The organism is Caballeronia sp. LZ029 (assembly GCF_031451275.1).
GTDB lineage: Bacteria > Pseudomonadota > Gammaproteobacteria > Burkholderiales > Burkholderiaceae > Caballeronia > Caballeronia jiangsuensis.
On sequence record NZ_JARUXO010000001.1, the window covers coordinates 1,314,023 to 1,335,012 of the forward strand.

Sequence of the window (20,990 nt, forward strand, 5' to 3'; positions counted from 1 at the left end):
CGGCCGGTGTGAAGTGCTTAGGCTGGGGATAGCTGTTTCTTTGGTTACTTTCTTTGCAGCAGCAAAGAAAGTGACTGCCGCCCCGCACAGGGGCAACACGAATAGACCGACGCGAAAACGGGATCCGGCAAAAAGCCGGCCCCGGCATGCACGCAGCCATCATCGAACGCCAACGGGATCCTGCAGAAAGCCCACCCCCGGCGCGCCGGGGCGCCGCCATCAATCGATACGCAGTCCCACCTTGATCGTCACCTGCCAGTGCAGGACCTTGCCATCATCGATGTGCCCTCGTGTTTCCACCACTTCGAACCAGTGCATGTTGCGCAGCGTTTTCGACGCCTTCTCGAGCGCGACGCGCACGGCGTCATCGCTCGATTGCGGCGATGAGCCGGTCAGTTCGATCTGCTTGTAGACGTGTTCCGACATGGTGTTCTCCTTGTAGTCCCTCAAGGGGATGTATTCCGGTGCAGCAAGGCACGCGCCATCACGCTTTCGCGCGTGGCTTCCATTAAAGGACAGGAACGCTTACGGGAGTAGTCGGGGTTTGCGCGAAGCACGTCGATGCGCAGACAACGGCACGCGAGGCCTCGTTCACGAGGCCCGCATGCATCGGGGAGAAACAGGAAAGCTCAGAGAAGGATCAGCGCAGCGGCCGCGAAGCAGCATCACCCGCGTCCTGGCGACGCGTGCCCCGGCGCCTGCGCGCCGAAACCGTCGCGCCGAATTCGCTCAGGATCTGCGTTCGGGCGCGGCTCGCGAACACGAGGAAACCAAAGCCGTTCGCCTCGTACCAGTAACCGCCGTTCTCCAGTCCGTCGAGCGGCTGCTCGAGCGCATTGGTGATCGATTCGACACAGCGCCTGTGCAGCTCGTCGATGGCCGGGTACGGCGGCTGGGCGCCGCGCACGCTGCACAGAAGAACATCGAGCCCCGGCAGGACATGCGCGTACAGCACCGGTTCATCCTGGGCGCGAGCTCGGGCAATCTTCGTGTCGAGCTGACCAAATGGCTTGAAATGCCGCAGCACGGCGAGAAAAGACTCGTCGCCATCGGCCTTCACGCGCTTACGCTTTTTCGGGAAGGACATAAAAACTCGCCTGAAAAAGAATTGCAAGAAACGCAGCGTCCTCATGCGGCCACTCCCGTCTTGCGCGCCGCACGTCGATCTTTTATAGCGCATCGATGTGATTAGGTCACGGTGAATCGGGCCATTCATCCTTGTCACCAGCAAAATGCCGGTGCACGTTCCTGGCGCACGATTCGTGCCGATAACCGTTTGGCGGCCCGCTTGGCATCCCTCTGAGCATCTATCCCAATAATAGTCCCGCTGCTACCCGCGCGAACAGCTTTCGTAAAGAAAAAAGCGGGTGGGCGCACCAAGCGTGCGGGGTGACTCTCCGGGCAGACCCATGCGCGTCGCACGGGTTCCACCCGTTTCGAGCGGGTTCGCCCGGCTAGACGCGCGGCGCGTTCTTCAGTTCGTCGCGGATTTCGCGCAGCAGCAGCACGTCTTCCGGCGTCGCGGGCGGCGGCGTGGTTTCGGAAGGCTTGCGCAGATTGTTGATGAACTTGACCATCAGAAAGATGATGAACGCGAGGATGATGAAGTTGATCAGCGTCGTGATGAACGAGCCGTAGCCGAACACGGCGACGCCCGCCGTCTGAAGGTCCTTGTACGAATCCGGATTGCCCTTGAAGGTTGGCGGTATCTGTCCGAGTTTTACGAAGAGGTTTGAAAAGTCGAGGCCACCGGTGGCAAGACCGACCACCGGCATGATCAGATCCTTCACGACGGAGTTCACGATCGTCGAGAATGCACCGCCGATGATGACACCGACCGCGAGGTCCATGACGTTGCCCTTCAGGGCGAAGTTCTTGAATTCTTCGATCATGCTCATGCGCGGCTTCCTCCAGTTTGAGTTAGACGGTTGTGCGGGCCAAAGCGGCAGCAAGGGCTATGCCATTGAGACATCCGCGAAACGCGCAGCGAAGTGCGTTTCATCGCGGACAGCGTCAATGATAGTCAATTCGACTGCGGACCGCCCGCGCGCCGAAAATCGCGCGCGCCTTCGACCATCATGCGGCAGGCACGCGGCCCACGCTGATCGCCGCGCAAAAGGCGGCGTGATCGGCGACTGTCTGCGCGCCGTAGCGTTCGGCCCAGCTCGCGTAAGCCGCGTCGAGGCGATCCGAGTTGCCGCAATACCCCGCGATGAGCGCGGCGTCGCCCGTGCGCGCGTGGGCCCGGCCGAGCAGGAGGCCGAGACACCACGCGTAAAAATCGAAGGTGGCGCCGTGCAGCCAGTCCATGGGAATCGATCCGCGAATCTGTTTCATCTGTCGTACGTAGAAATCGCGGCCCGAGATGGTCGTCCAGCCGAGCAGCGCATCCGACGAACTCTGCAAAAGCCGCTGACCATGCACGACGCGCCGTCCCTGATGCCGATACGGCTCGTCGAGCGGCGGCACGAAAGGCGCGGCGGCGGGCACGATGCCTTCCTTCACCTGAATGAAAAGCGGATCGCCGAGCGCGCGCCCGAGCATCAGCACGAGATACGCGCGCGTGCCGACACTGCCCACGCCGACGACGCGATGCGCGACATCCACGACGTCATAGCGCTCCAGCATCATGCGCCATTCGCCGGCGATGGTCTGCAGATACGCCTTCAGGCCATCGATCACATGATTTTTTTCGGCGGCGTCGAGGCTCGTGAGGATCGGCGGATCGACTTTGAAGCGATAGCTCTTGCCGACAGGTTCCGCGACTTTCGCGAGCATCGTCGCGTGCGAGCGCTTCATCGCGCGCTCGACGGTCTTTTCGATGGTCGCTTTCTCGTCGGCGTCGAGTTTCGTCGGGGCGTCCATGTGCAGCGCGCTCGCGTAGGAGCGCATCTGCCAGAGATCGTAGGGGCTCACTTGCCAGAGATCGGCCATCGTCGTGCGATACGCGGCGCATGCCGAGCGCACCGCGCGCTCGCGCCCGGCGGCGTCGACGCCGTTCTCGCGCGCCGCGACATTGATGCTCGCGGTCAGGCGCTTCAGATCCCACTCCCAGGGACCGACGAGCGTTTCGTCGAAGTCGTTCAGATCGAACACGACGTCCTGGCGCGGCGTGCGAAAAAGGCCGAAATTATTGACGTGCGCATCGCCGTCGATGATGACGTTGTGCCCGATCGATGGCGACTTCGCCAAATCCCACGCCATCACGGTCGCGGAGCCGCGCAGGAACGCGAACGGCGATTCGGCCATACGCTGCATGCGTAGCGGAATGAGCCTTTCCTGCCGACCCGCGTTGCCCGCGAGCACGCGCTCGACGGGATCGGGCCTATCGGGCTCGGGCGACCACGCGCCGTGGGCGTCGAACGGAACCGCGTCGCGCAATGCGCGGCCGGCCGCGCGGCTCTCTTCGGCCGTGCCGTTGAGCGGGGAATTCGACGACGCGGAACCTGGGCGTGTGGACAAGGCGTATTCTCCTTCGGCGATGAGCGCGTGCGTCGAACGTGCCGGGGAGCGTCAGGCACGGAACGTTTTACACGCGGCGCGTGGCGGGCATGAGGCGTCGGACGTCGCGGAAGGTATGAAGCAAGCCGCGCGCCGACACAGCGCAAACGGGCACGCTAAATGCTCCTTACGATCGGCTTGAAGCCCCGCAATGCCAACGCACGATCCCGACGCAGCGCGCGTCAACCATTCGAACACATCATCTCATGCCGAACGAAATCCGCATTGCCGAAGGCTCCCCGTTTCCGCTCGGCGCGAACTGGGACGGAAAGGGCGTTAATTTCGCGCTCTTTTCCGCGAACGCGACCAAGGTCGAGCTATGTCTCTTCGACGAGAAGGGCGAGAAGGAAACGCAGCGCATCGAGCTGCCCGAATACACCGATGAAGTCTGGCACGTCTACGTGCACGGGCTCGAACCCGGCGCGGTCTACGGCTATCGCGTGCACGGTCCTTACGAACCGGAAGCGGGCCATCGCTTCAATCCGAACAAGCTGCTGCTCGATCCTTACGCGAAAGCGCACGTCGGCACGCTGCAATGGGATCCGGCCTTGTTCGGCTACACGCTCGACGCCGAAGGCGACGATCTCACCTTCGACGAGCGTGACAGCGCGCCTTTCATGCAGAAGTGTCAGGTCATCGATCAGACCTTCAGCTGGACCCACGCGACGCGCGTGCGCGTGCCGTGGGAACACACGATCTTCTACGAGACGCACGTGCGCGGCTACACGAAGCTGCATCCGGCGATTCCCGAGCACATGCGCGGCACCTTCGAAGGGCTCGGGCAGAAGGAAGTGGTCGAGTACATCAAGAGCCTCGGCGTGACGTCGGTGGAACTGCTGCCGATCCATACGTTCGTCAACGATAGTTACTTGCTCGACAAGGGCCTCACGAATTACTGGGGCTACAACACCATCGGCTTTTTCGCTGCCGATCCGCGCTATTTCGCGCGCGGGCCGGGCGTCGTCGCCGAGTTCAAGGAGATGGTCGACCGGCTGCACGAAGCCGGCCTCGAAGTGATTCTCGACGTCGTGTACAACCACACCGCCGAAGGCAACGAACGCGGGCCGACGCTATCGTTCCGCGGCATCGACAATGCGTCGTACTACCGGCTGATGCCGGAGGAATCGCGCTACTACATCAACGATACCGGCACGGGCAACACGCTCAATCTCTCGCATCCGCGCGTGCTGCAGATGGTCACCGACAGCCTGCGCTACTGGGTGACGGAGATGAATGTCGACGGCTTCCGTTTCGACCTCGCGACGATCCTCGGCCGCGAGCCGTACGGCTTCGACGAAGGCGGCGGCTTTCTCGACAGTTGCCGGCAGGACCCGATTCTGTCGAGCGTCAAGCTCATCGCGGAGCCGTGGGATTGCGGGCCGGGCGGCTATCAGGTCGGCGGATTTCCGCCGGGCTGGGCGGAATGGAACGATCGCTATCGCGACACGGTGCGCGAGTTCTGGAAGGGCGACGAAGGTGTTGCACCGGAACTGGCGACGCGCATCACCGCATCGGGCGACAAGTTCAACAAGCGCGGACGCAGGCCGTGGGCGAGCGTCAACTTCATCACCGCGCACGACGGCTTCACGCTGAACGATCTCGTGTCGTACAACGAAAAGCACAACGATGCGAACGGCGAGGACAACAAGGACGGCCATTCGGACAACAAGTCGTGGAACTGCGGCGCCGAAGGCCCGACCGACGACGCGGAAATCCGCACGCTGCGTGAACGCCAGAAGCGCAACCTGCTCGCGACGCTGCTGTTCTCGCAAGGCACGCCGATGCTGCTCGCGGGCGACGAATTCGGCCGCACGCAGAAGGGCAACAACAACGCGTACTGCCAGGACGACGACATCAGCTGGGTGAACTGGGACATCGACGACGATGGCCGCGCGCTCGCCGAGTTCGTGCGCAAACTGACGACGCTGCGTCACACGCTGCCCGTGCTGCGGCGCCAACGCTTCCTCACGGGCGAGTACAACGAGGACTTGCAGGTGGCCGATGTCAGATGGCTCGGCACGACCGGCGACGAGCTCACGCAGGAACAATGGGACGATCCGAACATGCGCTGCTTCGCGATCGTCTTCGACGGCCGCGCGCAGGCGACCGGCATCCGCAAGCCGGCATCGGACGCGACGCTTTTGCTGATCGTGAATGCGTATCACGACGTGGTCGATTTCACGCTGCCCGATATTCCGGGCCCGGACGAATGGATCTGCCTGATCGACACGAATGCGCCGATCCGCGAGGAATTGCCGGAGTTCGGCTCCGACGACGTGTATCAGGTGACGGGCCGCTCGCTGCTGCTGTTCGCGCTTCAGCCGCGCGGCGCGACCAAGCGGATTTTCAAGCGTCTGGAGGAAGCGCTGACGGACGAAGCGCCGCCCGAAAGCGACGAGAAGAAAGCGGAGGGCTGAAGCTCGCATCGACGGGACGCCATGCGCGACCGGGTATCATGCGATTCTTTGCACTAGAGACAGGAGGCGGCGCGAGCCGCCTTCTTTTTTCCACGATGCCTGTTTCATTCACGCATGAACGCGCGCTCATCGAAGGCCGCGCTGCGCCGACGGCATGATCCTGCACGCCATTCTGCACGTCGCGAGCTGGGATCAGCTCGAACGCATCTGGGAATTCATCGTCGGCTTCTTCAAGTTCCTGTGGGGCCTGTTGCGTTTTCTCGGCGGCGGATGATGCGCCCATTCCTCACGCCGTAACGAAAAGGGCCCCGCGCAAACGGGGCCCTCGATCATGCGTGCGCGGCAAGCGGCGAGGTCAGGAATCGCGCCAGCTGTCGTCGCTGCTGCCGAGGTCTAGGCCTCCGCCGCCGCTGCCATCGTTCCAGTCGTTCGAGCCGTTGCCGAAATCGAGGCCGCCGCCGTTGTTGTTGTTGCCGAAGTCGAGACCGCCGTTGTCGTTTTGCGCCGGGCGATCGACAGGCACTTCGCGCTCGATCACGCGATCGCGCCCATGCGACAGCGCCTCGCCCAGCAACACGCCGGTGAGCAGTCCGCCCATGCCGCCGCCGAATCCGCCGCCGCCTTGCTGAATGATGACGGGCGGTTGCTGCCCCTGCTGCGGCGGATAAGGCGGATAGGGCCCTTGCTGCGGATACTGTTGCTGGCCGCGTCCGAAACGCTCGGCTTCCTGCGCATACGGCGAGCCGGCCGCCGCGCCCGCCTGGGCGTTGTTCGTGGCGTTCGGATCGGGACGGCCCTCGGCGCGAGCCTTCAGACTCGCGACCTGATTCGCCAGATCTTCGATCGCATACGGCGGGACCGGATTCTTCGAGTTCGACAGCGACTCGACCATCTCGCGCAACTGCGTCTCCGCGCCTTCGACATCCTTGAGGAGCGCCTCGTGACCCGGCGCGGTGGAGAGCCGGACGTCGAGCTTGAGCGTGCGCACGTCGTTGAGCAGTTCGGTCGCGCGCTTGATCTGCGAGCGGCGGTCGTTCTCGGCCTGACCGTCGTCACGTGCGCGGGCACGTCGCAAGCCCCAGCGCAGCACCAGCGCGATCGCCGCGATCAGCAGCGCGAAGCCGATCCACGCGCCCATGCCGATGCCGTGCTTTTGCGGCGCGGCGGCGGCCTGCTCCTGATTGAACGGATTCTGCGCGCTCGAAGTAGTCGCGCCGTTGTTCGAGCGCGGCGAGATGCTTGCGCGCGTCGAATCGGCCTGAATGCGGGCTTGCGTGGCGGCGAAGCGCGACGGATCGGTGAAGCTCAGCGAGGGATCGAGCGATTTTGCCTGCTGGAGTTGCGAAAGCGCGTCGCTATAGCGGCCCTCGCGGTCGAGCACCTGCGCATACAGGTAGTGCGCATGCGCGTTCTTCGGATGCGCGCTGAGCACTTCGCTCAACTGGGTGTCGGCCTGTTGCCAGTTGCCCTGCGTCATCGACTGCTCGACCTGCTGCGCGGTCGGCACGGCGAACGCGAGCGGAGAAGCGAGCGACAGCGACAACGCCAGAGCCGTCAAAGTCTTTTTCATGATGCGGGCCGGACGCGATGAACGTCCGTCTCCTGTCGATGCTGCAAACGGGTGATGCAAGTCGTGATGCTCAAGGTAACGCATATTCGTGCGACGCGCGGCGGACCCGGAAGTTCGCCGCGCGCCGCGGCCTTTCAGATGCAGCACTTACTGCGCCGGCGTGTTCAACTGCTTCTTCAGCGCTTCGAGACGATCTTCCACCGATGGCCCGCGATTGAGCGCGGCGAGCTTGTCGTCGAGCGCCTTGCCGGAGTTCTGGTCCGCCGAATTCAGACGCGCGTCCGAGCGGGCGTTGGCGAGTTGAACCTTGTCTTCGAGCTTCTGAAAGTCTTCGGAAAGATTCTTTCCGCCGATGCCGCCCAGCGCGGTAGCCGCCGTGTCCTTCGCCTGCGCGATCTGCTGCTTGGCCTGAAGAATATTCGAGCGCGCGTTGAGATCGTTGCGGCGCTGGCGCATGTCCGCGATCTGCTTTTTCAGATGCTCGACCGAAGGCACGAGCGTCTGGAGTTCCGCCGCGAGCGCGTCGCGTTCGGTTTCGGCGTTCGACTGCGCCGCGAGTGCTTCGCGCGCGAGACTTTCATCGCCCGACTGCAGCGCGCGCTTCGCGCCGTCTTCGTACTTCTTCGCTTTATCTGCTGCGGCGTCGCGCTTGCTTTGCTGCGTCGCGACCTGCGCTTCTATCTCGATGAGCGAGTTCTCCGCCTTCGCGATGCTGTCGTCGAGCTCGCGCACGATCTGGCGTGCGTCGCGCGAAGGGTCCTGCATAGTGTCGGCGGCGTCGTTCAAGAGGCCTCTGACCGTGCGCGTGATGGAATCGAAAAGCGACATGTATTTCTCCTGGATGAAGACGGCGGCGTGCGCGCCCATCTGCGTGCCACGCGGCTCGAATGTGAGGCGCAATGGGCGGGATTGCAAGCGTCGTGAGCCTCACGCTCACGCCGGGTTTACCCGCTCATTAGATCATGCCGTGACTTAATCGGGACTTAACGGAAGGTTAAGGAGTGTAACGATGCGCCGTGCCGGAGAAGCGGACCACGGTAGCGGCGACTAGCGTTCGGAACGCGTGTCGTCCGTCAGCGAGGCATCGTCGCCCTGATCCGTGTCGTGCTCGGCATCCTCTTCGGATTGAGCTTGCTGAGCTTGCGAAACGGTGCGTGCCTGCGCGGCGCGCTTGGTTGCGCTCGCCGCCGCTTCGCGGGCCTCGCGCGCGGCGGCTTTCGCGGCGACGCTCTTAAGCGCGACGTTGAGCGCATCGGGGGCTTTCGGCGCACGCAGACGATCGACGATGCCCGCGACCTTGATCTGCTCGCTCGTCGCGTTGAAGTTGAGCACCGCGCGTCGCATGAGCTCGCTCACGCTGATGCCGAGGTTGTCCGCTGTCTTGCTGATGGCCAGCTTCTGCGCGGGGGTCACGAAAACAACGATGCGTTCGCTGGGTTTGGTCGTCATGAGCGGCTCGCAAACAGTAAGGCAATCGTATGGGACGATCGCGACTTCGGTTCATCAAACGGCACGACATCGTTACTGCAGGCCCGCCCGAGCTGTTCCGGGGAACCTGCGATCCACTCAACCATCATATCGGTTTGCGGGCGGCCGTGCGTGTGAACCACCGCGCATCGAATGAGTTTGAGCGTTGCGCAAAAACGGCGCGCGATCAACGACTTGGCTATTTTCTCATACGGTTGTCTACAAGGCTCTCAACACTTTCTGTGGGTAACCCAACATTCACGCGCGTTCCGGCGGCGCGCGGGCATTTACTTACAAAAAATTCCCGCTGGTTTTGTAGTGGCGCGCGCGAATTCTTTAAAATGCGCTGTTATCTCGGTCGATACCGGCCCGCACATTCACACGTCCCGCCTTTGCAGTCGCGCCAGAGCTTCGGCGCATCGCATCGCAGCTCGGCAGCGCGCGCTTCACGGCGCGCCGAACGAACCCAGTCATGCCTATCATCAAACGACCCGACTCATCCAAATCCTCGCGATACGATCGCGAACCCCGCTGGAACGACTCTCGCAACGACTCACGCAATGACTCGGGCGGCCGCGACGGCGGCGGGCGCAACGGCGGAAACGGCCGCAATGGCGGCAATGGCCGTAACGATCGCAACGGCGGCGGCCGAGGCCGTTCGCCCTTCGCGCGCATCGCGCTCTGGTTCGCGGGGCTCGCTGCTATCGGCGTCGTGATCGGCGCGCTCATCGTCGGCTATGCGCTCGTCGTCATGGGGCCGAATCTGCCGTCGCTCAATGCGCTGATCGACTACCGGCCGAAGGTGCCGCTGCGCGTCTATACCGCCGATCACGTGCTGATCGGCGAGTTCGGCGAAGAGCGGCGCAGCCTTGTGCGCTTCCAGGATATTCCCGATCAGATGAAGAAGGCCGTCCTCGCAATCGAGGATTACCGCTTTTACGATCACGGCGGCGTCGACTTCGTGGGCATTCTGCGCGCGGGCGTGACCGATCTCACGCATGGCGGCGCATCGCAGGGCGCGAGCACGATCACGATGCAGGTCGCGCGCAACTTCTTTCTGTCGAGCGAGAAGACGTACACGCGCAAGATCTACGAGATGCTGCTCGCGTACAAGATCGAGCGCGCGCTGACGAAGGATCAGATTCTCGAGCTGTACATGAACCAGATTTATCTCGGCGAGCGCGCCTACGGCTTTTCGGCTGCGGCGCGCGTGTACTTCGGCAAGGATCTGAAGGACATCTCGCTCGCCGAAGCGGCGATGCTCGCCGGCCTGCCGAAAGCGCCGTCGGCGTATAACCCGGTCGTCAATCCGAAGCGCGCGAAGGTGCGTCAGCAATACATTCTCAAGCGCATGCTGGACCTGAACTTCATCACGCGCGAACAGTACGATCAGGCGATCGCCGAGGACCTCCACACGAAGTCCGCGGGCACCGAGTACGGCGTGCATGCGGAATACGTCGCGGAAATGGTGCGGCAGATGATGTACGCGCAGTACAAGGAAGAAACGTACACGCGCGGCCTCACGGTGACGACGACCATCGATTCCGCCGATCAGGACGCCGCGTACAAGGCCGTGCGCAAGGGCGTGATGGATTACGAGCGCCGGCATGGCTATCGCGGGCCGGAGGGCAACATCAATCTGCCGTCCAACGCGGACGATCGCGCCGAGGCGATCGAAGACGCGCTCGTCGATCATCCGGACAACGGCGAACTCGTCGCGGCGGTCGTGACGGCCGCGAGCCCGAAGCAGGTGACGGCGCAGTTCGTCGGCGGCGATACCGCGACCATCGCAGGCGAAGGACTGCGCTTCGTGGCGGCGGGGCTGCGCAACAATGCGTCGAAGGCGCTTGCGATCAAGCCGGGTTCGATCGTGCGCCTCACGAAGGACGACAAGGGCAACTGGCAGATCACGCAACTGCCGCAGGTCGAGGGCGCGCTGGTTTCGATGACGCCGCAGGATGGCGCGATCCGCGCGCTCGTCGGTGGCTTCGACTTCAACAAGAACAAGTTCAATCACATCACGCAGGCATGGCGTCAGCCGGGTTCGAGCTTCAAGCCGTTCATCTATTCGGCGGCGCTCGACAAGGGGCTGGGACCGGCGACCATCATCAACGATGCGCCGCTGTACTTCCCCGCGGCGGGCGGCGGCGATGCGTGGGAACCGAAGGACGACGACCAGCCCGACGGCCCGATGTCGATGCGCACCGGCCTGCAGAAGTCGAAGAACCTGGTTTCGATCCGCATTCTGTCGTATATCGGCACGGGCTACGCGCAGGACTTCGTCACGCAGAAGTTCGGTTTCGACAAGGACAAGACGCCGCCTTATCTCCCGCTCGCGCTCGGCGCCGGCCTCGTCACGCCCTTGCAACTGAGCGGCGCGTATTCGGTGTTCGCGAACGGCGGCTATCGCATCAATCCGTATCTCATCGCCGACGTCGCCGATGCGCGCGGCACCGTGATCTCGCGCGCCAATCCGCTCATGGCCGGCAGCAATGCGCCGCAGACACTGGAGCCGCGCAACGCGTACATCATGAACAGCCTGCTGCATACGGTCGCGACGCAGGGCACCGGCTCGGGCACCAATGTGCTCAAGCGCAACGACCTGCAAGGCAAGACCGGTACGACCAACGACGCGAAGGATGGCTGGTTCGCCGGTTATCAGAAGCAGCTCGTCGCGGTTGCGTGGATGGGCTATGACCAGCCCAAGACGCTCGGCAGCCGCGAGTTCGGCGCGCAGCTCGCGTTGCCGATCTGGGTCGAGTACATGGGACGTGCGCTGCGCGGCATTCCGCAGGAGCAGATGGCGAAGCCCGATGGCATCACGACAGTGGACGGCGAATTGTTCTACGCCGACCGCACGCCGGGCGCGGGCTTCGTGGCGAGCATCGGGCTCGACAACACCAATCCGATGGCGGGCGATGCGACCACGATGGGCGGTGTCGGACCGGCGGGCATGCAGGCGCCGCCGACACCGCAAGTCACGACCGACGAACGCAAGCAGATCATGGACATGTTCAGCAGGCCGTGAGGTGATGCAGCACAGTCGATAAAAAAGCGCGCCGGGCTGCAAACCCGGCGCGCTTTGCATTTCGGAAGCGTGCGTTCAGTGTCCGACGGTCGCGGGTGACTTCACTTCGCATTTCATGTCGAGCGTGGACTTGTCCGCGAACGAAAGGGTGAGGGGAATCGTCGAGCCGACCTTGAGCGGCTTGGGCGGCTCTTCGAGCATCAGGTGATAGCCCTTCGGCGCGAAGCTCAGCGTGCCGTGCGCGGGGACATCGACGGAATCGACCGGCGACATCGTCGCCGTGCCGCTTTTGCTTTCGGACTTGTGCATCATCGCCATGCCGAATGCGGGCGTCGCCGCGGCGGTGAGCGTCGCGGGTTTGTCGCCGTTATTCGCGACGGTGAAATAGCCCGATGACGGCAGGTTCGGCGGCATCGCGCGAATCCAGCAATCGCGGGCTTCGAGCGTCGCGGCCTGTGCGAGCGATGCGCAGGCGAGGGTGCCCACGAGTACAGCGATTTTTTTCATTGCGTTCTCACTTGACGGTGAAGTTGTAGTGACCTTGCGTGCGATGCCCGTCCGCCGCGACCGCGGTCCATTGCACCTTGTAGACGCCCGGCGCGAGATCGGGAAGCGCGACGCTCATGTGCTTCTTGTCGCTGGCATCGACGGCGGATTTCGCGGTGTTGATCTGCGTGCCCTGAGCATTGGTGACGATGAGCTTGCTGAAGGTCGGTTCGAGCGCTTCGCCGAAGTCGATCGCGACTTCGTGCGGCGCGCTGACAGTCGCGCCGGGGCCGGGCTGTTGCACCTTCGGCAATGCATGCGCGAGCGCGAGCTGCGCCGAGCCGATGAACGCCAGCGCGAGCGCGCCGCGCATGATCGATGATGAAAGCATGATGGTTCCTTGCGTGCTCGAAGCCGCTGGCTTGTCGAGCAATGTTTGCTGCGTGCGAATGGCGGACTTCATCTCGCGCGGTGCGATGAACGAAGTCCGCGCGTAGGCGCGTGAATCAGGCGAAGGCGGGCGGGGCGCGCGGTTGCGCGGCGTTGAGCAATGCGCGGCGCGGCGCATCGTCGAAGGTGGCGTCGGCGAATGTTTCGTTTGACGGGAACGCGGAGAAGGTTCGATCGAGCGATGCCGGCGGCGTCGGTGCGTGCGCGATGAGGTCGCAATAAGCGCACACCTGAAGATGACCGACGGCGTCGTGTTCGACCGGATGCGAATCGTGCGATGTGCGTGCATCGGCGGCGCACACGGAAGCGAGCATCGATTCGATGCGCGCATGTTCGAACGCCTGCGATGCGACCGGCGCGAGCGAGAGCAGCAGGATCGCGCATATCGCCGCGAACCCGCTTATCTTCCCGATGATGCCCCGACGCAAGTGATGCATGTCGCGTTTGATCCGTTATCGATACATACCATGCTGAGCGGACGATTATGCCATGCGTGTTTTCACGCGCTTTGCATCGGAGCGAGTCGCATCGACGCAGCATCGACGCTTCGCTTCTTCTTTTTCTTTGATCGAAGCAGATGGGGGCTTGCGACAAAGTAAGCGAGGACTTATAATCTTTTCTTCGACGGACGCGGGGTGGAGCAGTCTGGCAGCTCGTCGGGCTCATAACCCGAAGGTCGTAGGTTCAAATCCTACCCCCGCAACCAACACCGTCCAGCATCACGCAGAAAAGCCCGGTCAAGCCGGGCTTTTTGCTTTTCAGCGCGCGCATCGCGATGCGTCCACCGTGCGAACTCAAGAACCGCACGAAGTCGCAATCGAACCAGTTCATGGCCGAAGCGCATGTGGCGACTTCACATGCGCATGTCAAAATCGCAAAGACCGGTGCATGCACATGCGCCAATCCAATCCCACTCCACGCACGATAAAAGGAGTCCTCGCTCATGGACATTCCACACGTTCTGCAGGCTATCGCGCATCAGGAACACACGCTCGTGTTTCAGCAGTTTCACGCCGAGCATGCGTGGCAGATCGGCTCGCAATTGCGCGAGATGGCGCTCGCGCGCGACGCGGCCGTCGTCATCGACGTGCGTACGTTCGGGCGCAAGCTCTTCTATGCCGCGATGGACAACACCACGCCCGACAACGCGCGCTGGATCGAACGCAAGTCGCGCACCGTCGAGCATTTTCGACGCAGCTCGTATGCAATCGGGCTCGCGCTGCAACAGGCCGGTGCGACGCTCGCCGACAAACACGCTCTCGATCCCGCCGAGTTCGCGACGCACGGCGGCGCGTTTCCGTTGCGCGTATCGGGCGCGGGCGTGATCGGTTCGGTCGCGGTGTCGGGGCTTCCGCAGCGCGACGATCATCAGATGGTCGTCGAAGCGCTATGCGCGGTGCTCGGCGAGAACTTCGGCCATCTTTCGCTCGGCCGCGACTGACGTCTTCGACATCCTCGAATCGACACGACAACCAAGATGCGCTCAACCGCTTATGTGCTTCTCGCCATCGCGATCGTCGCCGAAGTCGTCGCGACCTCCGCGCTGCGCGCCTCCGACGGCTTCACGCGCGCGCTGCCCGCGGCCATCGTCGTGGTCGGCTACGGGCTGTCGTTCTATCTGCTTTCGCTGACGCTGCGCGCGTTGCCCGTCGGCGTCGTGTATGCCGTGTGGTCGGGCGCGGGCATCGTGCTCATCACGATCGTCGCGGCGCTGCTCTTCAAGCAGACGCCCGATCTGCCCGCCATGCTCGGCATGGGCCTCATCGTGGCGGGCGTCGTGGTGCTCAATGCGTTCTCGAAGATGAGCGCGCACTGACACGCCCGATCGTGCGCAGGCTTACTTGCAGCGCACGATCATCGAGCGATTCTTGACGTTCGCCGAGATCACGTTGGTGATGCCGCCGCCGGTCGGGCCGCCTTCCTCGTTATCTTTCGAGACGATGTCGTAACCCGTCGCGCCGCATTTCTTGCCGGCGAGCACATAGCAGCTCGCCCAGCTCGATCCGGCGTCCGCGCCGCTGCAGTTGACGGCATAGCCGGTCTGTCCATCGGGCAGATTGATGAGCGACGCTTCGTTCGACGACGCGCACGCGCCGAGACCCGAGATCGCGACGACAGCCGCGCCGAGTGCTGCGCTACGCAGCCACGAGACACGCGAAACGGCGCCGTCATGTGCGGCGCGTGCGGAGATACGGCGCATGCGCCGACCAGGTTCCTTCATCTTTACCTCGTGAGAGCGAAATGACGATATGCGTCCGCCGGACTCGAGTTCGCGGGGAGGGCGCATTTTTTGAGATGTGCATTGTCCCATACGCTGCTTACGCGACACGTAAGCGGTTGTTATCCGCGCGACGCACGCCCGAAGCGCGATGGCCGCGCGGGCGCGATGCTTGCGGAACCACGATTGGTTGCGCAGATCCGCTGAACTATTTTCCGGATCGCGCACCTTAACCTCTGCAGTTTCGGTTGGAATTGCCTATCGGACGGCAGGACACAAGTGCCGCGAGCGAAAAAAGGGAGAGAAAGTCATGGCGGAAAGAGTCACGGGGCCATATCGAGGGTATTACATCAGCGCTTCTGCGCGGCTCGTGCAGTCGCACGGCGAGCATGACGGCGATGCGCCGATCTATGTCGGCTCGGTCAGTCTCGCGCGCGGCGGACCGGACGACGCGCATCGCTTCGAGGCGCTGGTCGATCTCGGACCCGAGCGGCGTTTTGCGACCGAAGGCGAGGCGCTCGTGCATGTGGAGCAGGCCGCGCGCGAATACATCGACCGCTTGCTGCAAGCGACGTGATGCGTCCCATCCATCTTCGACACACCGTGCTGTACGACGTCGCGAATTGCCTGATCGACCTTTTTCCGAGCGGCGCGGATGTCGCGGAAATCGGTCTCGAGGCGACGCCCGCGCTCTTCGTGAGCTGGCGTACCGGCGGCGTGGCGAATCATCCCGGCAACATCGCGTGGGGCGTGCACTATCGCTTCGACGCGCAGGTGTTGCGCGACTATCCGCATCTGTCGGAGGAGGCGCGGCAACGCGTATGCGAGCGCGTGCGCGACATGAGCCGGCTGCTCGACTTCAACTACGCGGACCCTCTGGCGAGTTCGCTGCTCGTCGTGGATGTCGACGAAACCGTTCTTGCCGCGTGAACGGCGCGGGCGCTGGACCGCGTGGCGCGAGCGCGAGTACCATAGTCGCCGAATCGATTCGTGCGATCGTTTGCGGCGCTGCAAACACATTCGCATCGAATGGAGCAATGAAGCGGAGCAATGAAGCGCTTGAACGTCTTCGCGTTGGCGCCGGCCCGATGCTTTCCCGACCGGGCGCCACGCATCAGCAACGAGACAATCATGGATATTCGATTCCTCCCCGACGCGCCCGATTACCGCGATGCCAATCTGACCATCGAGTTCGCCGCGATCGTCGACGGACGGCGCGTGCCGTGCGCGATTTCGGTGGAAGCGCTGGAAGATCATTTCGGCGCGCAAACCTACGACAGCGCCGGCTGGATCGATGCGTTCGATTCGGGCCGCACGCGCATCGAAGCCGTGGCGCGCGAGCATCTGCGCGTGACCAACGGTATGCCGGTGCTCCTGAAAAGCGGACACTTTCCGCCCGGACGCGTCACGGTCTGATGCGCTGACGCACACGCACCTTCTTCTCTTACACGGCGCGATGTAAGACCTCCATCGCACCGTGTGCTTTATCGGCGGCGGATGCGTTGCGCCTCCTTCCGCGTGATCGCGCAACGGAGTACCATCGCTCTATTCGCCGCACGCGATGCGATTCGCTCGGCACATTATTTGCTCGAAGGCATGCGCTTCTTGAGCAATCAAATATAAAAATCGCGCGGGGTCGTCATGCTTCAATCCTTTTTTCACTCACTTGTCGAGTCCAATGCGCTATGGCTCATCTGGGCAGCCGTTGGTGTGCTGATTCTTGCGTTGTGCATCGTGTTCGCATCGGTTCTGCTGAGCGACTCGGACGAGCCGCTTTATCGGGCGGCCCCGCGCCGCGACGACGACGCCAAGATCACTATCTGAGCGCGCGCGGGCGCGCCGCGATTTGACTTCGACAGAGGCGGTGCCGACAATGCCTCGCATGGGACCGCAAGAGCGGCGCACCGAGCAAAGACGCGAACAGCGCCAGGCGCTGCGCGAGCGCATACTCGAAGTGTCGCGCGAGATCGTGAAGCGCGAGGGCTTCGCATCGCTCTCGATGAGAAAGCTCGCCGAAGCGATCGATTATTCGCCCGCCGCGCTGTACCTTCATTTCAAGAGCCGTGGCGATATCGCGCGGGCGTTGCGCCGCGAAGGGCACGCGAGTCTGCGCGACGCGTTCGTCGCGCATACGTCGATCGCGGACCCGGCCGCGCGTTTGAACGCGATGGGCCGCGCGTATGTCGAATTCGGGCTGGCCGAGCCCGAGACGTATCGGCTGATGTTCATGGAGCCCGCGGGTTCCGCCGATGCCCCCGCCGATGCCGATGACAACGGCAACGGCCACGCGGCGGAGTCCGGTGCGGCGACGCTTTCGCTGATCGCGGATGCGTTCGTCGAGTTGCGCGCGGCCGACCGGCTGCCGCCGCGCGCCGCGCCGATTGCGTGCGCGGAAGGGCTGTGGGCGAATCTGCATGGCATCGTCGCGCTGAAGCTCAATGGCGCGGCGTTGCCCGAGACACCGGCCGCGACGCTCGTCGAGTTGTCGCTCGACGTGTGGTACGCGCCGGTCAACGGAACTGAACCTCGGGGAACCGAAACTCGATTCAACTCACCGGATCGATCCGACACTTCAACACGATGACCACCGAAGACATCCGTATCGACACCGCCAACGGCATCGGCTTCATTGCACTCGATCGTCCGAAGGCACTCAACGCGCTGACGCCGCCGATGCTGCGCGCGATCAGCGAGGCATTGCGCGCGTGGCGCCACGATCAGGCGATCCGCGCGGTCGTCGTCTATAGCCCGCACGTGCGGGCGTTCTGCGCGGGCGGCGATATCCGCTTTCTGTACGAGTCCGCGCAGGCGGGCGCGCGCGACGCGATCGACGCGTTCTTCACCGACGAATACAAGCTCAATCACGCGATCTTCACGTTTCCGAAACCGTATATCGCGGTCGTGAACGGCGTCGTGATGGGCGGTGGCATGGGCATCTCGCAGGGCGCGCATCACACGGGCGGCCTGCGCATCGTCACGCAATCGACGAAGATGGCGATGCCCGAGACGCGTATCGGCCTCTTTCCCGATGTCGGCGTGAGCTGGTTTCTCGCGCGCGCGCCGGGCGCGATCGGCCGTTATCTCGCGGCGACGGGCGCGAGCCTCGCCGCCGCCGATGCGCTCTACGCCCGCATGGCCGACGCCTATCTCGACGATGGCGCGCTGCCCGGACTCGTCGAATCGCTCAGGCATCAGCGCTTTCTCGATGGCGTGGAAATCGTGCGCTTCGTGCAGAACGAAACGACGAAGTACAAGGTTGCGCCGATCCCCGAGAGAAGCGAGCTCGCCTTGGCGCGCACGATGATCGACAAGCACTTCGCGGCGGGCAACGGCGCGTCGATTCTCGCGTCGCTCGAACGCGAGGCGGACGCAGGCAACGACTGGGCGAAGCGCACGGCAGCCGACTTGCGCGAGCGCTCGCCGCTTTCCGTCGATGTAGCGCTGCAGCAAGTCGATCGCGCGAAGTTCTCGACGATGGCCGAGACGCTGCGCCGCGACCTCGATCTCACGCGCACGATGTTCGAGCGCGGCGATGTGCTGGAGGGCATCCGGGCGCGTATCGTCGACAAGGACAACGAGCCGCGCTGGAAGATCGCACGCGCCGAGGATGTGAATGCCGCCGATATCGACCGCATGTTCGAGAGCGCGTGGACGCCCGCGTTGCATCCGCTGCGGCTCTTGAAGGACTGATCCCGCGCGGGAGATTTCGACGCCGGATCAGTCCGGTTCGCTGCCGGCCATGAATGCGCGCATGAACACGAGTGCGCCCCAGCCCCAGATCGCGTTGGCGATGAAGTTGGGCGCGAGGCGCGGCAGCATGTTGCCGCTCGGCCAGATGCCGCGCGCCGGATCGATCACAAATACGCCGACCGCGGTCAGCACGATGCCGCCGAAGACGAGCGCGCCGATCCAGGGCGCGTTGCGCTCGGGCGCGACACGCAGCAGCCACACCATCAGCACGGCGAAAATAGAGCTCCACAGCGCATGCGCGATGAATTCGGGGATGCCGAGCGGAACGAACGGTGCGGTGGAAAAGCCGGCTGGATCGACGAGACCCGCTGCGTGCAGCAGCGCCAGGGTCGATTCGCGGAAAAAGAGCGCGGCGAGGAAACCGGAAACTAACGGCAGTATGACTTTTTGCATTGATTGGACCGCTTGGAGCCGGAGGGCGCGGTTCTCTCCGATTGTCGTGACGAGCGCCATTATAGTTGCGTCGCGCGTGCTTCCAGGCGGGGTCCGGGTCCTTCGCGGGTTATTTTGCGATCGCGTCGCTCGCGGGGCTGTGATGCAGCATGCGATCGCTGTTCTGCGGCGGATTCGGACGCTTCACCGGCATGTTGTCGGGATTGTCGGGGCGCGTGGCGCTCGCGGATGGCGCGCCGGGTGCGCCCGGCGGCTTGACCATCGATGCGCTATCGTCGGGGCGCGCGGTCTGGGCGTGGGCCGCGAAGGTCGTGAGGAGTAGAAGGGCGGCTGTCGCGAGGTGATGCCGGGTCATGATCGCTCTCCGCGAAGGGGAGATCTTCGATGTGCATGACGCGTGCCTGAGTCGGTGTCGAGAATGCAAAAAGCCCAGTCGGATGACTGGGCTTTTTGCATGAATTCTCGGTGGGGTGGCTGATGGGACTCGAACCCACGACGACAGGAATCACAATCCTGGACTCTACCAACTGAGCTACAGCCACCACTGTTACCGCGTCCTGACTGCTTCAGAACTGCCGTAGCAATCAAGAAGCGAGATTATACGAACAATGATTGCACTTGCCTAGTCCCTTCGAGCATCTTTTTCCGAAGGGCACGCCTTAGGATTCGATCGCTTCCACGGCCTCGCGAAGATGCGCACGCGCCTCGTCGAAAATCGTCAGATCGCCTTTCGCGAGCCGGCGATTGTCGGAGAGCACGCGACGCCATCCGCGCGCGCCCGCGACGCCGCGATACAGGCCCAGCGCGTGCCGCGTCATGGCGCCGAGATACGTGCCGCGCGAAAGTTCGTGGCGCGCGTAGTCGATGAACCCCGCCTCGATGTCCTCGCGCGACGGAACCGGCGTAGCGCCGCCATAGAAGCGTGTGTCGACGCCCGCGAGCACGTACGGATTGTGATAAGCCTCGCGGCCGAGCATCACGCCATCGACGTGCTTCAGATGTTCCTCGACTTCGTCCAGCGTCTTGATGCCGCCGTTGATCGAAATCTCCAGATGCGGGAAGTCGCGCTTCAACCGATACGCGTACTCGTACTTGAGCGGCGGAATCTCGCGGTTCTCCTTGGGGCTCAGGCCCTTGAGGATCGCGTTGCGCGCGTGCACGATGAACACCTCGCAGCCCGCATCGGCGATCGTGCCGACGAAATCGCGCACGAACTCGTACTCCTCGACCGTATCCACGCCGATGCGATGCTTGACCGTCACCGGAACCGACACGGCATCGCGCATCGCCTTCACGCAATCCGCGACGAGCTGCGGCTCATTCATCAGGCACGCGCCGAAAGCACCGCGCTGCACGCGCTCGGAAGGGCATCCGCAATTCAGGTTGATCTCGTCGTAGCCCCATTGTTCGCCGAGCTTCGCGCTCTTCGCGAGATCGGCCGGCTCGCTGCCGCCGAGCTGCAGCGCGACGGGCGCTTCGGCGGGCGTGAACGCGAGATGCCGCGCGACATCGCCGTAGAGCAGCGCGCCCGTCGTCACCATCTCCGTGTAGAGCCACGCATGACGCGACACGAGCCGGTGCAGGGACCGGCAGTGTCGGTCGGTCCAGTCCATCATCGGTGCAACGGAAACGCGGCGGGGGCTGATCTTCGATACGGCTGACATGGGCGACGACGGCCGCGCTTTCGTGCGAACCGCCTGAATCTGAAGG

At 63.5% G+C, this 20,990-nt stretch carries 24 protein-coding genes, 2 tRNA genes and 1 pseudogene; 11 read left to right on the forward strand and 16 right to left on the reverse strand.

What is annotated here, in order from left to right; all coding sequences use genetic code 11:
- Positions 1-219 precede the first annotated feature (219 nt).
- The 4 genes from QCE73_RS06240 to QCE73_RS06255 form a co-directional block, all read right to left on the reverse strand.
- The gene (locus QCE73_RS06240; RefSeq protein WP_035498835.1) at positions 220-426 is read right to left on the reverse strand and encodes a dodecin; all 207 of its coding nucleotides are present in this window, start codon (positions 424-426) and stop codon (positions 220-222) included.
- Between the two features lie 214 nt (positions 427-640).
- Complete coding sequence (locus tag QCE73_RS06245; protein ID WP_035498834.1) at positions 641-1,132, reverse strand: hypothetical protein; 492 nt, start codon at positions 1,130-1,132, stop codon at positions 641-643.
- 322 nt (positions 1,133-1,454) lie between these two features.
- Positions 1,455-1,898 carry a large conductance mechanosensitive channel protein MscL gene (mscL, locus tag QCE73_RS06250; protein WP_035498832.1) on the reverse strand — a complete coding sequence of 148 codons (444 nt, stop codon included), beginning with the start codon at positions 1,896-1,898 and terminating at the stop codon, positions 1,455-1,457.
- 178 nt (positions 1,899-2,076) lie between these two features.
- Entirely contained in the window at positions 2,077-3,462 is a 1,386-nt protein-coding gene (locus QCE73_RS06255) for a DUF2252 domain-containing protein (RefSeq protein WP_309880262.1), read from the reverse strand.
- 245 nt (positions 3,463-3,707) lie between these two features.
- Here QCE73_RS06255 and glgX point away from each other — a divergent pair, with 245 nt between their 5' ends.
- Positions 3,708-5,918 carry a glycogen debranching protein GlgX gene (glgX, locus tag QCE73_RS06260; protein WP_035498829.1) on the forward strand — a complete coding sequence of 737 codons (2,211 nt, stop codon included), beginning with the start codon at positions 3,708-3,710 and terminating at the stop codon, positions 5,916-5,918.
- A 355-nt stretch (positions 5,919-6,273) separates the two neighbouring features.
- Here glgX and QCE73_RS06265 read toward each other — a convergent pair whose 3' ends face one another.
- From QCE73_RS06265 to QCE73_RS06275, 3 genes and pseudogenes are all read right to left on the reverse strand, one after another.
- The gene (locus tag QCE73_RS06265) at positions 6,274-7,488 is read right to left on the reverse strand and encodes a tetratricopeptide repeat protein (RefSeq protein WP_309880265.1); all 1,215 of its coding nucleotides are present in this window, start codon (positions 7,486-7,488) and stop codon (positions 6,274-6,276) included.
- Between the two features lie 147 nt (positions 7,489-7,635).
- Positions 7,636-8,316: a PspA/IM30 family protein gene (locus QCE73_RS06270; RefSeq protein ID WP_035498952.1), complete on the reverse strand. Its 681-nt coding sequence runs from the start codon at positions 8,314-8,316 to the stop codon at positions 7,636-7,638.
- 333 nt (positions 8,317-8,649) lie between these two features.
- Positions 8,650-8,937: pseudogene (locus tag QCE73_RS06275) on the reverse strand (plasmid mobilization protein); the annotation flags it as partial.
- 490 nt (positions 8,938-9,427) lie between these two features.
- Between QCE73_RS06275 and QCE73_RS06280 the strand changes: the two are divergent.
- Positions 9,428-11,983: a penicillin-binding protein 1A gene (locus QCE73_RS06280; RefSeq protein WP_035498823.1), complete on the forward strand. Its 2,556-nt coding sequence runs from the start codon at positions 9,428-9,430 to the stop codon at positions 11,981-11,983.
- A 75-nt stretch (positions 11,984-12,058) separates the two neighbouring features.
- Here QCE73_RS06280 and QCE73_RS06285 read toward each other — a convergent pair whose 3' ends face one another.
- The 3 genes from QCE73_RS06285 to QCE73_RS06295 all read right to left on the reverse strand — a co-directional run bounded on the left by QCE73_RS06285 (position 12,059) and on the right by QCE73_RS06295 (position 13,356).
- Positions 12,059-12,490: a copper chaperone PCu(A)C gene (locus tag QCE73_RS06285; protein ID WP_309880267.1), complete on the reverse strand. Its 432-nt coding sequence runs from the start codon at positions 12,488-12,490 to the stop codon at positions 12,059-12,061.
- Positions 12,491-12,497: 7 nt separating this feature from the next.
- Positions 12,498-12,860 (reverse strand): copper resistance protein CopC, encoded by a 363-nt coding sequence (locus QCE73_RS06290; protein WP_309880268.1) that lies wholly within the window; start codon positions 12,858-12,860, stop codon positions 12,498-12,500.
- A gap of 115 nt (positions 12,861-12,975) precedes the next feature.
- Positions 12,976-13,356 (reverse strand): DUF2946 domain-containing protein, encoded by a 381-nt coding sequence (locus QCE73_RS06295; protein ID WP_309880269.1) that lies wholly within the window; start codon positions 13,354-13,356, stop codon positions 12,976-12,978.
- Between the two features lie 192 nt (positions 13,357-13,548).
- Here QCE73_RS06295 and QCE73_RS06300 point away from each other — a divergent pair.
- Positions 13,549-13,625, forward strand: a tRNA-Met gene (locus QCE73_RS06300).
- Here the strand turns inward: QCE73_RS06300 and QCE73_RS06305 are convergent.
- Positions 13,604-13,864, reverse strand: coding sequence for a hypothetical protein (locus QCE73_RS06305; RefSeq protein WP_309880270.1), 261 nt, complete (start codon positions 13,862-13,864; stop codon positions 13,604-13,606). The two genes, QCE73_RS06300 and QCE73_RS06305, sit on opposite strands and share 22 nt — an antisense overlap.
- Between QCE73_RS06305 and QCE73_RS06310 the strand changes: the two genes are divergently transcribed.
- Both QCE73_RS06310 and QCE73_RS06315 read left to right on the forward strand, forming a co-directional pair.
- Positions 13,863-14,360: a heme-degrading domain-containing protein gene (locus QCE73_RS06310; protein WP_309880271.1), complete on the forward strand. Its 498-nt coding sequence runs from the start codon at positions 13,863-13,865 to the stop codon at positions 14,358-14,360. The genes QCE73_RS06305 and QCE73_RS06310 overlap by 2 nt on opposite strands.
- 36 nt (positions 14,361-14,396) lie before the next feature.
- Complete coding sequence (locus QCE73_RS06315) at positions 14,397-14,735, forward strand: multidrug efflux SMR transporter (RefSeq protein ID WP_035498820.1); 339 nt, start codon at positions 14,397-14,399, stop codon at positions 14,733-14,735.
- 21 nt (positions 14,736-14,756) lie between these two features.
- Here QCE73_RS06315 and QCE73_RS06320 read toward each other — a convergent pair whose 3' ends face one another.
- Positions 14,757-15,140: a hypothetical protein gene (locus QCE73_RS06320; RefSeq protein WP_309880273.1), complete on the reverse strand. Its 384-nt coding sequence runs from the start codon at positions 15,138-15,140 to the stop codon at positions 14,757-14,759.
- Between the two features lie 307 nt (positions 15,141-15,447).
- Here QCE73_RS06320 and QCE73_RS06325 point away from each other — a divergent pair, with 307 nt between their 5' ends.
- From QCE73_RS06325 to QCE73_RS06350, 6 genes are all read left to right on the forward strand, one after another.
- Positions 15,448-15,714: a hypothetical protein gene (locus QCE73_RS06325; protein ID WP_035498818.1), complete on the forward strand. Its 267-nt coding sequence runs from the start codon at positions 15,448-15,450 to the stop codon at positions 15,712-15,714.
- On the forward strand, positions 15,714-16,067 hold the full coding sequence (locus tag QCE73_RS06330; RefSeq protein WP_309880275.1) for a hypothetical protein: 354 nt from the start codon (positions 15,714-15,716) through the stop codon (positions 16,065-16,067). Before QCE73_RS06325 ends, QCE73_RS06330 begins: the two co-directional genes overlap by 1 nt.
- A 201-nt stretch (positions 16,068-16,268) precedes the next feature.
- Positions 16,269-16,553 (forward strand): DUF1488 domain-containing protein, encoded by a 285-nt coding sequence (locus QCE73_RS06335; protein WP_035498949.1) that lies wholly within the window; start codon positions 16,269-16,271, stop codon positions 16,551-16,553.
- A gap of 225 nt (positions 16,554-16,778) precedes the next feature.
- On the forward strand, positions 16,779-16,961 hold the full coding sequence (locus QCE73_RS06340) for a hypothetical protein (protein WP_309880276.1): 183 nt from the start codon (positions 16,779-16,781) through the stop codon (positions 16,959-16,961).
- A gap of 58 nt (positions 16,962-17,019) precedes the next feature.
- The gene (locus QCE73_RS06345) at positions 17,020-17,721 is read left to right on the forward strand and encodes a TetR/AcrR family transcriptional regulator (RefSeq protein ID WP_309880277.1); all 702 of its coding nucleotides are present in this window, start codon (positions 17,020-17,022) and stop codon (positions 17,719-17,721) included.
- Positions 17,718-18,827 carry an enoyl-CoA hydratase/isomerase family protein gene (locus QCE73_RS06350; RefSeq protein ID WP_187604859.1) on the forward strand — a complete coding sequence of 370 codons (1,110 nt, stop codon included), beginning with the start codon at positions 17,718-17,720 and terminating at the stop codon, positions 18,825-18,827. The genes QCE73_RS06345 and QCE73_RS06350 overlap by 4 nt, the downstream gene beginning before the upstream one ends.
- Positions 18,828-18,854: 27 nt before the next feature.
- Here the strand turns inward: QCE73_RS06350 and QCE73_RS06355 are convergent, their stop codons facing one another.
- The 4 genes from QCE73_RS06355 to dusA form a co-directional block, all read right to left on the reverse strand.
- On the reverse strand, positions 18,855-19,280 hold the full coding sequence (locus QCE73_RS06355; protein WP_035498813.1) for a hypothetical protein: 426 nt from the start codon (positions 19,278-19,280) through the stop codon (positions 18,855-18,857).
- A 109-nt stretch (positions 19,281-19,389) separates the two neighbouring features.
- Positions 19,390-19,635, reverse strand: coding sequence for a hypothetical protein (locus QCE73_RS06360; protein WP_238293661.1), 246 nt, complete (start codon positions 19,633-19,635; stop codon positions 19,390-19,392).
- Between the two features lie 111 nt (positions 19,636-19,746).
- Positions 19,747-19,822, reverse strand: a tRNA-His gene (locus QCE73_RS06365).
- A gap of 117 nt (positions 19,823-19,939) precedes the next feature.
- Positions 19,940-20,944 (reverse strand): tRNA dihydrouridine(20/20a) synthase DusA, encoded by a 1,005-nt coding sequence (dusA, locus tag QCE73_RS06370; RefSeq protein ID WP_309880279.1) that lies wholly within the window; start codon positions 20,942-20,944, stop codon positions 19,940-19,942.
- Between the last annotated feature and the right edge of the window lie 46 nt (positions 20,945-20,990).